The sequence below is a fragment of the Sinomonas halotolerans genome (assembly GCF_039615075.1).
Taxonomy (GTDB): Bacteria; Actinomycetota; Actinomycetes; order Actinomycetales; family Micrococcaceae; genus Sinomonas; species Sinomonas halotolerans.
On sequence record NZ_JBDFRB010000001.1, the window covers coordinates 202,786 to 216,367 of the forward strand.

Genomic DNA, 13,582 nt, shown 5'->3' on the forward strand with positions numbered 1-13,582 from the left:
GAACTGCACGCTCCCGCTGTGCACCCCACCGGACCGCACCCAGCGGCCTGAGAAGTACGGAGGAAACCCTTTGGCACCGAAGACCTCACTGGACTCGATCGTCTCCCTGGCCAAGCGCCGCGGATTCGTCTTCCAGGCGGGTGAGATCTACGGAGGCTCCCGCTCGGCGTGGGACTACGGGCCCCTCGGCGTGGAGCTCAAGGAGAACATCAAGGAGCAGTGGTGGCAGACCTTCGTCCGCGGCCGTGAGGACATGGTGGGCCTCGACTCCTCGGTGATCCTGCCCAAGCAGGTGTGGGAGGCCTCGGGCCACGTCGCGACGTTCACAGACCCGCTGGTCGAGTGCCTCCAGTGCCACAAGCGCCACCGCCAGGACCACCTCGTGGAGGCCTACGAGGCCAAGAAGGGCCGCAAGCCCGAGGACGGCATGGGCTCCATCCCGTGCCCCGACTGCGGCACCGTGGGCAAGTGGACCGAGCCGCAGATGTTCTCGGGCCTGCTCAAGACCTTCCTCGGCCCCGTGGACAACGCCGAGGGCCTGCACTACATGCGCCCCGAGACGGCCCAGGGCATCTTCGTGAACTTCAACAACGTCGTCACGACGGCCCGCAAGAAGCCGCCGTTCGGCATCGGCCAGATCGGCAAGGCGTTCCGCAACGAGATCACGCCCGGAAACTTCATCTTCCGCACGCGCGAGTTCGAGCAGATGGAGATCGAGTACTTCACCGCGCCCGACGAGGCCGATGCGTGGTTCAAGCACTGGGTCGAGGAGTGCTGGGACTGGTTCGTGGACCTGGGCATCAACCCGGAGAACATGCGCCGCTTCGACGTCCCCGAGGACGAGCGCGCGCACTACTCCGCCGGCACGATCGACATCGAGTACCGCTTCGGGTTCCAGGGCTCCGAGTGGGGCGAGCTCATGGGCATCGCCAACCGCACGGACTACGACCTCGGCAGCCACTCGAAGGCCTCCGGCCACGAGCTGAGCTACTTCAACCAGGCCACCAACGAGCGCTACATCCCGTACGTGATCGAGCCCTCGTTCGGCCTCACCCGCTCCATGATGGCGTTCCTCGTCGACGCCTACACCGAGGACGAGGCTCCCAACACGAAGGGCGGCGTGGACAAGCGCACGGTGCTTCGCCTCGACCCGCGCCTCGCGCCGGTCAAGGCCGCGGTGCTCCCGCTCTCGCGCAACGAGGACCTCTCGCCCAAGGCGCGTGACCTCGCCGCCGAGCTGCGCAAGCACTGGAACATCGAGTTCGACGACGCCGGCGCGATCGGCCGCCGCTACCGCCGCCAGGACGAGATCGGCACGCCGTTCTGCATCACGGTGGACTTCGACACCCTCGAGGACCAGGCCGTGACCATCCGCGAGCGGGACACCATGTCCCAGGAGCGCGTCTCCCTCGACAAGGTCGCCGGCTACCTCGGCTCGCGCCTGCTGGGGGCCTGAGCCGCGCATGGCTGAGCTGACGTACCGGCCGTGGCGCGAGGGCGACGACCAGCTCCTCGTGCAGGTGTGGGGCGACGCCGAGGGCGCAGCGGCGGAGCAGTTCCGCGGCGCCTTCGCCCCCGACTCCGAGGGCGGGCAGGACCCTGACGGCGGCAGTGGCAGTCACGGGATCTGGCGCCGGTGCGTCGTGGCCGAGGACCAGGGCATCCCCGTCGCGGCGGGCGTCGTCTTCTCCTCGCCCCTGCACCCGCAGCGCCTGTGGGCCTACGTCGAGGTGGCGCGCGACCACCGCCGCGCCGGGGTGGGCAGCGAGCTGCTGCGCCGGCTGCGGGCGGCGGCGGCAGCAGCGCCGTCGTGGGCGGTGCACTCCGTGGGACAGGCGCACGACGGCGCGGCGCCGCGGCTGCGCTCAAGGGTGCCCGCCGGCGGTGCGGGCGCGGCGTTCGCGGCCGCGCGGGGGTTCGGCGAGCTCCAGCGCTCCCGCCACGTGGTGGTGCGTCCCGGCGCTCTGCGCCTCTCGGCGCTCGGCGACGGCTCGCAGGGGTCCGAGTCGTCCCCCCTCGTCGAGGACCTCGCGACCGGCTCGGTGGAGCTCTCCGACACGGTAGGCCGTTACTACACCGAGGTCCACGCGTGGGACCCGCCGGCGCCCCTGGGCGTGGGCCGGGCCCAGCAGCTGTTCCTCTCCGACGCCGCCGGTGCGCACGGTGCGGTGGTGCTGCGCGAGCCTCCCGCGAGCGCGTTCGGATCGGGCGTCGCGCCGTCGAGGAAGGGGCGCCTGCGGGCCTTCGCGGTCAGCTATGCAGGCCCGGCAACGGCGCTCGCGGAGGAGCCCTCCGAGGTGTTCCTGGGCCACGAGCCGCGGCTTTCGCCCGAGGAGGCCCGGGACGCGGTCCGGGACCTGCTCGCGCTCATCGCCTACCAGCACCCCGTGCGGCTCGAGGTGGACGACGCGATGACGGCGCTCACCGCGGTCGTCGGCCCCTTGGTCGCCGCCGGCAGCGCCGAGGCGGGGCCCGAGACCATCGTCGTCGGGGACTGACGTGGGTGCGGGCCACGGGCACGGGCACCTCCACGGCCAGGCGGACGAGCACGCGGCGCCGACCGCTGCCGCCCGCGCCGCCCGGCGGCGCGCCACGTGGATCCTCGCGGCGATCCTCGTTCCGATGGGGATCGCGGTGGTCGCGGCGATGATCGCGATGTGGCCCTCCGGGGACCGCTCGGGCCTCCAGCTCTCCAACCCCTATGCCCTCGCCCAGGGCGTGACGATGGACACCGGGACCGTGCGCTCGGTGAGCGTCGCGCCCTGCTCCGGTGCGGCGTCGGCCGATCCCGGCGCGACCGAGGCGGGGGCCGACGCGGAGCCCGGCTCGGAGTGCAGCTTCGCCGCGACCCAGCCGGACGCCGGCGGGGCGGAGGTCCGCGTGGCGCTCAACCCGGACGTGGTCTCGTCCCGGGGCGTCAACCCGGGGGACCGCATCCGCTATCTGAACCTCACGGGCATCCAGGGCGAGCAGGCCGGCACCCCAGCGGCGGGCGCCCCGCCCGCCTACGTGTTCACGGACTTCGTCCGCACCGTCCCCATCCTGCTCCTCGCGGCCGTCTACGCCGTGGTCGTCGTGGCGGTGGCGCGCTGGCGGGGCCTGCGCGCGCTCCTGGGCCTCGGCGGCGCGTACGCGGTGCTCGTGATGTTCGTCCTGCCCGGGCTGGTGGAGGGCAAGCCCCCGCTCGCGCTCGCGCTCGTGGGCTCCACCGTCATCATGATGGGCGTCCTGTACTTCGCGCATGGGCTCTCCGCGCGCACGTCCACGGCGCTGCTGGGGACCGTGTTCGGCCTCATCGTCACCGCGCTCCTCGCGGCGTGGGCCACGGATGCGGCCTTCCTCACGGGCACGGGCGGGCATGACGCGGCGAGCCTCGTGAACATGGGCGGGAACATCTCGATCTCGGGGATCATCCTCGCGGGCCTCATCATCTCGGGGCTCGGTGCGCTCAATGACGTCACGATCACACAGGCGTCGGCGGTGTGGGAGCTCTACGAGCTCGCGCCGCACACGTCCGCGCGCAAGCTCTTCTCCTCGGCTCTGAGGATCGGCCGGGACCACATCGCCTCGACCGTGTACACGATCGCCTTCGCCTACGCGGGGGCGGCGCTCCCGCTGCTCATCATCGTCATGCTCTACGAGCGGCCCTTCCTCGAGGCGATCACGAGCACCGAGCTGGCCGAGGAGGTCGTGCGCACGCTCGTGGGCTCTGTCGGCCTCGTCCTGGCCATCCCGATGACGACCGCCGTGGCGGTCGCAGTGGTCAAGGCAACCGGCGCCGCCCGTCTCGCGGGGGCCGCGGGCGCGCCCTCGTCCGAGGCCGCACGGCTCGCCGAGGACGAGCGGCGGGCCGAGGGCGCGTGGCGCGCCGAGGAGGAGCGGCGGTCCGAGGGCGCGTGGCGCGCCGAGGAGGAGCGGCGGGCCGAGGGCGCGTGGCGCGCCGAGGGGGAGCGGCGGGCCGACGAGCTGCCGACACGCCGCTCACGCCGCGGCCGCTGACCGCGCCCTGGTTGCGGGGTCTCATCCCCTGACGGCATTGCGGGGTCATCCCCAGTTCCCCGCCTCAGTGAGCGGCGCTCGCGTCGGGCCGTCAGAGCGACCCGCCGGCGGCATCCGGCGCGCTCGCGTCACGCCCACCGTCGCCCACCCGCTCACGCGCCACGAAGTTCTCGAGGTCGAACAGGTTGCCTCCGGCGCGCTGGGCCACGTTGAGCAGTGTGGTCATCGAGGCGACCTCCTCGACCTGCTCCTTGAGGAACCAGAGCATGAACTGCTCCCCGAGCGCGTCTCCCTCATCCCTGGCGGCTGCGAAGAGCGCCTCGATCTGCTCAGTGACCTTCTGCTCCTGCGAGAGCGCGAGGGCGATCGGCTCGGTCGCGGAGGAGAAGTCGTTGCGGACCGGATCCACGCCCGGGATCTCCACCGCGATGTTCCGGTCCACCATGTACTGGACCATCATCATCGCGTGGTTGCGCTCCTCGAGCGACTGTCGGTAGAAGTGCCGCGCGAGCTGGGGGAGGTCCTGCCCGGAGAACCAGACGGCTACGGCGATGTACTGCTGGGACGCGGCGAATTCGTGCTTGATCTGGCTGGCCAGCAGGTCTGTGAAAGTGCTCATGGCCCAGCCTAGGCGCGGTAGCGCGCTGCGGGCGAGACTCCGCAGCGCCGTCATTGGTCCTCAACAGACCTGTTCTGCGGGGATCTGCACGACGGTCCCCGGGAGTTCTCCACATACGACGCCGGGCGCCTACCGCCCGCGTGCACCGCTTCGTAGCGTCGTGGTCACCTGCTGCCGATCTGGCGGCTGAGGCGACGAGCGGGAGGACCGGCATGGGCAAGGCAGCACGGAACAGGACAAGGGCGGCGGAGGTCCGGCGCGCCGCCGGGGACCGGGCTCCCGCAGGGCAGCGGCAGAGAGGCGTGCGCAGGCTGCCGGCCGCCGGCATGCCCTCGGGGGCGGCGGCATCGGCGGACAGCCACTCTGACGCCCTGCCGGACCGGTTCCTCCCCGGCTTCACGCGGGGCCAGGCCGGGCTCCTCCGAGGCGGTGTCATGGCCGCTGTGCAGGCGCTCGGATACAGGGCAGCGGACCGGGGCGACCACATCCGCGTCACCGGCGGGCCCTTCCGGGGCGCGGGAGCACAGCTGGGCTTCGCAACGCTCGCGAACAAGGCGCGCTGCCTGCCCGAGGAAGAGTGGGCGGACATGACGGACGACCACGTCCGGCAGGTCATCGCCGCAGCCCTCCAGGGGTCCTCCACTCCGGGCAGCCTCGGATACGCGGGCACGGCCCTGCGCGAGCGGCTGTTCCCGCGGTTCATCGCGCCGCAGCGCATGGACCCCGTCCGGCTCGCCGAGGACTACACCTACGCACGGGACGTGGGGGGACTCCCGCTGGGCCTCGCCATCCGCCGGGACCAGACCTCCCTGCTCCTGGGGGACATCCACCTCGCGAAGGCCGGCGGGGCCGCGGAGGCATGGGAGGCGGCCGAGGCCAACCTCTTCGCGGCAGGGATCGGCGAACCCACCGTCTACGGGAAGGGCAGCGCTGCTGTGGTGCTGTTCGAGGGCGAGCATCCGCGCATGGCGTCCTGGCTCGCCTACCCGCAGGAGTTCCTGGCGAGGATCGGCCTCGAACCGGGGCCGCTCGGGGTCCTCCTGAGCGTCCCGGCGCTGCGCCAGATCGCGGTCCAGCCGCTCACCGAGCACTCCACGGTGGAGCACGTGGCCGCCATGCTCGGCTTCAACCGGATCCTCGGCGAGCACGAGGTCGCCCCACTGAGCCCCCATGTGTTCCACTGGCGGCCCGGCGGCCCGGTCACGGCCGCGACGACTGTGGAGCCCGAGGGCCTCGCCCTGACCCTCCCGCGCAGCGTGATGGAGGCGGTGGCGGGGAAGGACAGCGGCGCATGGGAGGTCCCGGCGAGTGTTCAGGCTGCGATTTGACCGCGCTTGACACAATGGATGGGTGACTGCTGTGCCAACCTCTTCTGCCGCCGTGGTGCCGGGCCCCGATGCCCCGGCGCGCCTCGAACTGCCCCCGCTCAGGCTCGGGCGGCTCACGATCGACACGCCGGTGGTGCTCGCTCCCATGGCAGGGATCACGAACACGGCGTTCCGGCGCCTGTGCCGGGAGTTCGGCGGCGGGCTCTACGTGGCGGAGATGGTCACCTCGCGGGCGCTCGTGGAGCGCCACCCGGAATCCCTGCGGATCATCGGGCATGACGAGGACGAGAAGGTCCGTTCGGTCCAGCTGTACGGGGTGGATCCCGTGACGGTAGGCCGCGCCGTGAGGATGCTCGTCGAGGAGGACCGCGCGGACCACATCGACCTCAACTTCGGATGCCCTGTCCCCAAGGTCACCAAGCGCGGCGGTGGCTCCGCGCTGCCCTGGAAGACCGACCTCTTCACCCAGATCGTGCAGACGGCCGTGCGCGAGGCGGACAGGGGCGGCATCCCGCTCACCGTGAAGATGCGCAAGGGCATCGACGAAGACCACCTGACCTACCTCGACGCCGGCCGGATCGCGAGGGACGCCGGTGTCGCAGCCGTGGCACTCCACGGGCGCACCGCGGCCCAGTTCTACTCGGGCACCGCGGACTGGGACGCGATCGCGCGGCTCCGCGAGGCCCTCCCGGACGTGCCCGTGCTCGGCAACGGGGACATCTGGAGCGCCGAGGACGCCATCAGGATGGTGCGCCGCACCGGAGTGGACGGCGTCGTCATCGGCCGCGGGTGCCAGGGCCGGCCCTGGCTCTTCGGGGACCTGCAGGCCGCGTTCGAGGGCAGCGGCGAGAGGATCCGTCCCGCACTGGGCGACGTGGGGGAGGCGTTCTACCGCCACGCGCAGCTCCTCGTGGAGTACTTCGAGGATGAAGGCAAGGCCCTGCGCGACATCCGCAAGCACGTCGCCTGGTACTTCAAGGGCTACGCCGTGGGCGGCGAACTGCGCGCCCGACTCGCCCAGGTCAACGACCTCGAAGAGCTCCGCGGGCTCGTCGACACGCTCGACGCTGACATGCCCTACCCCGGCGCGGAGGCCGAGGGGCCGCGAGGGCGGGCCGGCTCGCCCAAGCGGCCCGCGCTCCCGCACCGCTGGCTCGAGAGCCGCAGCATGGACGCCGACGAGTCGCACGCGATCGCGGCGGCGGAGCTGGACGTGTCCGGTGGCTGACGCGGTCGCGGAGGGCATCCGCAGCTACAGCGAGGCGGACACGAGCCGCTGGGTCGTCGAACCGCCCAAGAAGGGCTACCGCAGCGACTTCGAGCGCGACCGCGCCCGGATCCTCCACTCGTCCGCGCTCCGCCGACTCGGAGCGAAGACCCAGGTCGTGGCGCCCGACACCGACGACTTCGTCCGCACGCGGCTCACGCACTCCCTCGAGGTCGCCCAGGTGGGGCGCGAGCTGGGCCGGGTCCTCGGCTGCGACCCGGACGTCGTCGACGCCGCCTGCCTGAGCCACGACCTCGGCCACCCCCCGTTCGGGCACAACGGGGAGAGCGCGCTGCATGAGATGGCGCACGCGATCGGCGGGTTCGAGGGCAACGCCCAGACGCTGCGGCTCCTCACCCGGCTCGAGCCGAAGGTCCTCGACGCCCAGGGGCGCCCTGCCGGCCTCAACCTCACCAGGGCGAGCCTGGACGCCGCCTGCAAGTACCCGTGGACGGCCGTGGAGGCGCCGCTCGTCCATGGGCACCGGACCAGCAAGTTCGGCGCCTACGAGGACGACGCCGAGATCTTCTCGTGGGTGCGCGCCGATGCCCCCGAGGGCCGCAGCTGCATCGAGGCCCAGGTGATGGACCTCTCGGACGACATCGCGTACTCGGTGCACGATGTCGAGGACGCGATCGTGGCCGGCAAGTTCCAGCTGCGGTGGATGGACAATCCGGACCACCGCGCCCGCGTGGTGGGCTACACGCAGCAGTGGTACCTCCCGCACAGCGACCCCGCCGAGATCGACGCCGCGCTCGCCCGTCTCGAGGCGACCCCCGTGTGGGTGCGCGAGGCGGACGGGTCGCGCCGCTCGATGGCGGCGCTGAAGAACATGACGAGCCAGCTGATCGGGCGCTTCTGCGACGCTGCCCTGTCCCTGACCCGCGCGGCCTACGGCCATGCACCCCTCACGCGGTACGCGGGCGAGGTCATGGTGCCCGAGGAGACCGTCATGGAGATCGCGGTCATGAAGGGCCTCGCCACGACCTTCGTCATGACCACCGACCACCGGCAGCCGATCTACGAGCGCCAGCGGGAGGTGCTGTACGCGCTCGTCACGGCCCTCAACTCGAGCGGCGACCGGCACCTCGAGCCGAGCTTCGCCGCAGACTGGAGCGCGGCCGAGGACGACGCCGCACGCCTGCGCGTCGTCATCGACCAGGTCGCGTCCCTGACCGATGCCTCGGCGCTCTCCTGGTACGAGAGGCTTGTCGGGAGCCTCCCGAGCCTGTGGTGATGCCGACGACCGCGTCCCCGACTAGGCTGGTCCAGTGGCCGGCCTGATCAAGAACGAGGACATCGCGGAGGTCCGCGCGAGGACGGACATCCGGGAGGTCGTCGAGGGCTATGTGACCCTCAAGAGCGCCGGAATCGGGTCGTGGAAGGGCCTCTGCCCCTTCCACGACGAGCGGACCCCCTCCTTCCACGTCCGTCCCCAGGTGGGCACCTACCACTGCTTCGGCTGCGGCGAGAGCGGCGATGTCATCAGCTTCGTCATGAAGATGGACCACACGGCCTTCGCCGAGACGGTCGAGAAGCTCGCCGCGCGAATCGGCTACGAGCTGGCCTACGAGGAGGGCGCCGGTCCCCGCCGCGAGGAGGTCGGCCGGCGGCAGCGGCTCCTGGACGCCCACAAGGTCGCGGCGGAGTACTTCCAGGCCCAGCTCCTCACCCCCGCCGCGGCGGCCGCGCGCCAGTTCCTCTTCGAGCGGGGCTTCGAGCGAAGCGTGGCCGAGCAGTTCGGAGTCGGCTTCGCCCCGCAGGGGTGGGACAGCCTCCTCAAGCACCTGCGCTCCAAGGGCTTCCGGGACGAGGAGCTCAAGCTCACGGGCATGTTCTCCGAGGGCAATCGCGGCCTCTACGACCGGTTCCGGGGGCGCCTCATCTGGCCGATCCGGGACATCGCCGGGGATGCGATCGGATTCGGCGCGCGCCGGCTCTTCGAGGACGACCAGGGCCCGAAGTACCTCAACACCCCGGAGACTGCTCTCTACAAGAAGTCGCAGGTCCTCTACGGGATCGACATGGCGAAGCGGAACATCGCCAGGAAGCGCCAGCTCGTGGTGGTCGAGGGCTACACCGACGTCATGGCCTGCCACCTCGCAGGGGTAGACACGGCGGTGGCCTCGTGCGGCACTGCCTTCGGTGCCGAGCACATCAAGATCGCCCGGCGCCTGCTCTCGGACGACGGCACCGGGGGAGAGGTCGTGTTCACGTTCGACGGCGACGCGGCGGGGCAGAAAGCGGCGCTCAAGGCCTTCGAAGAGGACCAGCGCTTCGTCGCCCAGACCTACGTGGCGGTCGAGCCGAGCGGGATGGACCCCTGCGAGCTCAGGCAGAACCATGGCGACACGGCCGTCCAGAAGCTCATCGGGACGCGGCGGCCGCTCTTCGAGTTCGCGATCCAGGCCGCTCTGCGCCGGCACAACCTCGACTCCGTCGAGGGGCGGATCGCGGCGCTCCGGGAGGCAGCCCCTGTCGTGGCCCAGATCCGCGACCATGCGATCCGGCCGGCCTATACCCGCGAGCTTGCGAAGTGGCTCGGCATGCCGCTCGAGGATGTCTCCCGCGCGGTCTCTGCGGCAGGGCGCCGCGGAGACGCTGCGCCGGGCGGCACGCCGTCCCGGAACGGCGCACCGGCGCCGGGGCCCCAGCAGGGGAGCCGTGCAGGCTCCGGCCCGGGGGCCGACTACCCGAGCCCGCAGGAGCCAGGCAGCCGTGCGCCTGCGGACGGCCCACAGCCTGCCCCGTGGCGGGCAGACCCTCGGGACCCGGTCGCCCTTATGGAGCGCCAGGCACTCGAGGTGGTGCTCCAGCAGCCGCACACGCTCGATTCCACCGCGTGGGCCGAGTTCTCGGCCTCCCGGTTCGTGGCTCCTGCCCACGTTGCCGTCCACAGCGCGATCGGTGCCGCCGGGGGACCCCGCGAGCAGGAGGCCGCTGCCGCGTGGATCGAGCGGGTCAGGCACGAGCTCCCAGCGGCGCTGCACCCGCTCCTCGCCGAGCTTGCCGTCACCCCCCTCCCGGCGACGACCGAGGCCTCCCTCGAACGGTACTGCCGGGACATCCTCGCGGGCCTCGCGGAACTCCAGATCACGGCCCAGAAGGCCGAGATGATGGGTCAGCTCCAGCGCCTTGACGCCGCGGCCTCGCCCGAGGAGTTCCAGCGGCTCAACCGCGTGCTCATGGAGCTCGAGCTGCGCCGCCGCGCCCTGCGCGGGCGGGACTGACCGGGCGGGGCGCGGCCCGCCGTCGGCCCTCCCGCCCCACGGGCGCCGGCCCGCCCGGGCGGGGCGCGGCCCGCCGTCGGGCCTCCCGCCCCACGGGCGCCGGCCCGCCCGCGGGGCCTTCCGCGGCCCCGCGAAGTGGGGGCACTGTGCGCCCGCCGCCGATTTCCGCTCGGGCCCCCTGCCCTGCTAGGGTAGATCCCGCTGCAATCCCCCGTAGCTCAATTGGCAGAGCATTCGACTGTTAATCGAAGGGTTACTGGTTCGAGTCCAGTCGGGGGAGCCATGGCGGGTCCGATGCATCGGTGCCGCCGCGGCTGCACACCTTCCCCCGTAGCTCAATTGGCAGAGCATTCGACTGTTAATCGAAGGGTTACTGGTTCGAGTCCAGTCGGGGGAGCGAGAAGAAGCCCGTCCCGGGCCCGCAGTGCGCGGACCGGGACGGGCTTCCTGCATTCAGCGCGCGCGCCGCCGTTGACCCGGCCGCGCCTCCGTGCCGTCCAGAGGCGCACTCCTTCCACGGTGGTAGTTTGGTCACGGACTGCGCTTCACGCTGCTGGACCGAAGGGAAGGGGCCCCGAATGAGTGGACGCCACAGCATGCCGGCGGCGCGCCGGCCGAAACTGGCCGCGCTACCAGATCTCACGCGACAGGCGCTCCGGCTCGCGCCGCGCCAGATCAATGACGAGATCGCGCTTGCGAAGATCGAGCTCAAGAACAAGGGCGTCCAGGCCGGCGTCGGAGCTGGGCTCTTCGGCGTCGCCCTCGTGTTCCTGGGGCTCCTCGTCATCGCCCTGGTCGTGGCTGCCATCCTCGGGCTCGCCACCGTCATGCCCGGCTGGCTCGCGGCCCTGATCGTGGGCGGGGTCTTCCTGCTGATCCTCGTCATCGCTGCGCTCCTCGGCCTGGGCTGGGTGAAGAAGGCCCTTCCGCTCCTTCCCGAGGACGCGATCCGCGGCCTCCGGCACGACCTCGCCGTGGTCCGGGAAGGCCGCGCCTTCGACCCCCGGCTCCTGGACCCGTCCACCATCCAGTACAAGCGCGCCCAGGCCACCAAGGAGGCCGAGAAGCTCAAGGCCAGGGCCGAGAAGGAGGCGCAGGACAGGGTCCACGGCAAGGTCCACCTGCCGCCGCCGAGCGAGAAGGAGCTGCGGGAGCGGCTCGACAAGCGCCGCGACCACCTCCTCGACGTCCGTGAGGACCTCGTCCGGGAATTCGATGTCAAGCTCCAGGCCGCGAACCTCGCCGACGATGTCCGCCACCGGTTCGCGTCCTCGTCCGTGCGCACGACGACGGGCGGCGGCGTGGGCGCGAGGGGCGCCGCTGGCGGGGAGCGCCCCGGCGCCGGAGAGGCGATCAGGGAGCGCTGGGCCCCCCTCGCCGTCTTCACGGTGTCGGCAACCGCGTTCGTGGTTCTCCTGCGCAGGCTGGTGAAGAGCTGAGCGCTCCGGCGCCCCCAGCTCGTCATCGGGTCACGGCAGCGCCTCAGCGCCAGGAGGCGCGGGGGCAATGAGGATCTTCGGGGCGGGCGCTCGCCCGGGGCACGAGCCGGTGGACCGCGATCTGGTCCTGACGGTGCCGAACGCCCTCACCGTCCTCCGCTTCATGGGCGTGCCCCTCTTCATGTGGCTCGTCCTCGGCGAGAAGGAATACGGGTGGGCCGTCGTGGTCCTCGCGATCATGGGCAGCACGGACTGGGTGGACGGCTACGTGGCCCGGCGCTTCGAGCAGACGTCGAGGCTCGGCAGGATCCTCGACCCTGCCGCGGACAGGCTCGCCCTCCTCGCCGTCGCCCTGACGCTCGTCCTCGCGGACGTGGTCCAGTGGTGGTACCTCGCGGCGCTCCTCGTCCCTGATGTCGTGCTCGGCACGGCCTCGCTCTTCTACTTCCGCAGCCACCCGGACCTTCCCGTCTCGCGCATCGGCAAGCTGCGCACGGCGTTGCTGCTCGCCGGCACCCCCCTCCTGGTCCTCTCGAAGCTGGCCCTGCCCGGGGCGGAGGCCAATGCTGCGGTCGCGTGGGTCCTGCTCGGGCTCGGTCTCATCGGGCACTGGATCGCCGCCGTCAACTACTTCCGGGCGATCGTCCGCAAGGGCCGCCCGGTCCGCGAAGAGCGGCTCGACGAGCGCGAGGCGGGGCTCTGATGGTCTGGTTCGCAGTGTTCCTCGCGGTGCTCGGGGCCTTCTTCCTGGCGCTGGGCGCGCAGCGTCAGGGCAGCGCTGTCAAGGCGGACACGGGCGGGCTCGCGCTCAGCTCGAACGGCTTCCTGAGGCTCCTGCGCAACCCCCGCTGGGTCTTCGGGCTCGTGCTCCTCGCCGCAGGGATGCTGTGCAACATGGTCGCGCTCGTCTCCGCGCCGCTCACGGTCGTCCAGCCCATCGGTGCGATAGCCCTCGTGATCACCACGGTCGTGAACTCCAAGGACCAGGGCATCACCATCAACCGGCCCACGGTCGTGGCCATCACCTCGTGCGTCCTGGGGTCCGCGCTCTTCGTGCTCCTCGCAGTCACAGCGACGGTCGAGAACCACGCGGTCGAGCCGGACCAGGAGCTCGCCATCGTACTGCTCCTCGCGCTCGCCGTGGGCGTCTTCGGCTCGCTCGCCGCGATGTTCAGGCACCGCATGAGCGCGTTCGTGTACATCATCGGCGCCGGGGTCCTGTTCGGGTTCGTGGCCGTTCTCACGAGGATCATCGGGCGGAACCTCCTCGACCCGAACGGCCTGTTCCTCCTCAACGTCCAGTGGTACTCGATCGTCGCGATCGCGGCCGCCGGGGCGCTCGGCTCCTGGTTCGTCCAGAGTGCGTACTCCGCAGGCCCGCCCGACCTCGTCATCGCAGGCCTCACCGTGGTGGACCCCATCGTCGGCATCGCGATCGGGATCACCATCCTCGGCGAACTGCGGCCCGACGTGCCCGCCGTCCTCGCGATTGCCATGGTCGTGGCCGCCCTCATTGCTATCGTGGGGGTCATCGCCCTCTCCCGGCACCACCCCGAAGTCGCCAAGCGGCGGAAGGACGCAGCACGCGAGCTGCGGGGCGGGAAGGGGCCGGGGAACCTGCCCACCCTGGCCGCCGAGCGCCGTCGTGCGCCGAGGCCGGCACAGCGGACCGGAACCGCCGGTCCGCCCGACGAGGAGAC

10 protein-coding genes, 2 tRNA genes and 1 pseudogene are annotated in these 13,582 nt (G+C 71.7%); 12 read left to right on the plus strand and 1 reads right to left on the minus strand.

From position 1 onward, the window contains the following. Positions 1 to 70: 70 nt before the first annotated feature. The 3 genes from ABCQ75_RS00870 to ABCQ75_RS00880 are packed head-to-tail and all read left to right on the plus strand — an operon-like array spanning position 71 to position 3,999. Complete coding sequence (locus ABCQ75_RS00870; RefSeq protein ID WP_345882509.1) at positions 71 to 1,456, plus strand: glycine--tRNA ligase; 1,386 nt, start codon at positions 71 to 73, stop codon at positions 1,454 to 1,456. Positions 1,457 to 1,463: 7 nt separating this feature from the next. Beyond that, positions 1,464 to 2,498, plus strand: coding sequence for a GNAT family N-acetyltransferase (locus ABCQ75_RS00875; protein WP_345882510.1), 1,035 nt, complete (start codon positions 1,464 to 1,466; stop codon positions 2,496 to 2,498). A gap of 1 nt (position 2,499) precedes the next feature. After that, positions 2,500 to 3,999 (plus strand): YibE/F family protein, encoded by a 1,500-nt coding sequence (locus ABCQ75_RS00880; protein ID WP_427916013.1) that lies wholly within the window; start codon positions 2,500 to 2,502, stop codon positions 3,997 to 3,999. A 91-nt stretch (positions 4,000 to 4,090) separates the two neighbouring features. On the opposite strand, the gene ABCQ75_RS00885 is transcribed toward ABCQ75_RS00880, so the two are convergent. Then, entirely contained in the window at positions 4,091 to 4,618 is a 528-nt protein-coding gene (locus ABCQ75_RS00885) for a ferritin (RefSeq protein WP_345882511.1), read from the minus strand. A gap of 212 nt (positions 4,619 to 4,830) precedes the next feature. Here ABCQ75_RS00885 and ABCQ75_RS00890 point away from each other — a divergent pair, with 212 nt between their 5' ends. The 9 genes and pseudogenes from ABCQ75_RS00890 to ABCQ75_RS00930 all read left to right on the plus strand — a co-directional run. Beyond that, a complete protein-coding gene (locus tag ABCQ75_RS00890) occupies positions 4,831 to 5,946 on the plus strand; it encodes a hypothetical protein (protein WP_345882512.1) in 1,116 nt (371 codons plus the stop codon). Positions 5,947 to 5,977: 31 nt separating this feature from the next. After that, positions 5,978 to 7,174, plus strand: a complete 1,197-nt coding sequence (dusB, locus tag ABCQ75_RS00895; RefSeq protein ID WP_345882921.1) for a tRNA dihydrouridine synthase DusB — start codon at positions 5,978 to 5,980, stop codon at positions 7,172 to 7,174. Next, positions 7,167 to 8,450, plus strand: coding sequence for a deoxyguanosinetriphosphate triphosphohydrolase (locus ABCQ75_RS00900; RefSeq protein ID WP_345882513.1), 1,284 nt, complete (start codon positions 7,167 to 7,169; stop codon positions 8,448 to 8,450). Before dusB ends, ABCQ75_RS00900 begins: the two co-directional genes overlap by 8 nt. 34 nt (positions 8,451 to 8,484) lie before the next feature. Further along, positions 8,485 to 10,443 carry a DNA primase gene (gene dnaG / locus ABCQ75_RS00905; protein WP_345882514.1) on the plus strand — a complete coding sequence of 653 codons (1,959 nt, stop codon included), beginning with the start codon at positions 8,485 to 8,487 and terminating at the stop codon, positions 10,441 to 10,443. A gap of 207 nt (positions 10,444 to 10,650) precedes the next feature. After that, a tRNA-Asn gene (locus ABCQ75_RS00910) sits at positions 10,651 to 10,726 on the plus strand. Positions 10,727 to 10,767: 41 nt separating this feature from the next. Next, positions 10,768 to 10,840, plus strand: a tRNA-Asn gene (locus ABCQ75_RS00915). A gap of 181 nt (positions 10,841 to 11,021) precedes the next feature. Continuing rightward, positions 11,022 to 11,882: a phage holin family protein gene (locus ABCQ75_RS00920; protein WP_345882515.1), complete on the plus strand. Its 861-nt coding sequence runs from the start codon at positions 11,022 to 11,024 to the stop codon at positions 11,880 to 11,882. Positions 11,883 to 11,949: 67 nt separating this feature from the next. Next, positions 11,950 to 12,585 carry a CDP-alcohol phosphatidyltransferase family protein gene (locus ABCQ75_RS00925; protein ID WP_345882516.1) on the plus strand — a complete coding sequence of 212 codons (636 nt, stop codon included), beginning with the start codon at positions 11,950 to 11,952 and terminating at the stop codon, positions 12,583 to 12,585. Beyond that, positions 12,585 to 13,469, plus strand: a pseudogene (locus ABCQ75_RS00930) (DMT family transporter); the annotation flags it as partial. The gene ABCQ75_RS00925 and the pseudogene ABCQ75_RS00930, both read left to right, overlap by 1 nt. Positions 13,470 to 13,582 lie beyond the last annotated feature (113 nt).

What these genes read in the sequence shown, in the direction of transcription:
- ABCQ75_RS00875 (WP_345882510.1), top strand. Translation starts at nt 1,464, where the DNA reads ATGGCTGAGCTGACGTACCGGCCGTGGCGCGAGGGCGACGACCAGCTC.
- ABCQ75_RS00885 (WP_345882511.1), bottom strand. Translation starts at nt 4,618, where the DNA reads ATGAGCACTTTCACAGACCTGCTGGCCAGCCAGATCAAGCACGAATTC.
- ABCQ75_RS00890 (WP_345882512.1), top strand. Translation starts at nt 4,831, where the DNA reads ATGGGCAAGGCAGCACGGAACAGGACAAGGGCGGCGGAGGTCCGGCGC.
- ABCQ75_RS00920 (WP_345882515.1), top strand. Translation starts at nt 11,022, where the DNA reads ATGAGTGGACGCCACAGCATGCCGGCGGCGCGCCGGCCGAAACTGGCC.
- ABCQ75_RS00925 (WP_345882516.1), top strand. Translation starts at nt 11,950, where the DNA reads ATGAGGATCTTCGGGGCGGGCGCTCGCCCGGGGCACGAGCCGGTGGAC.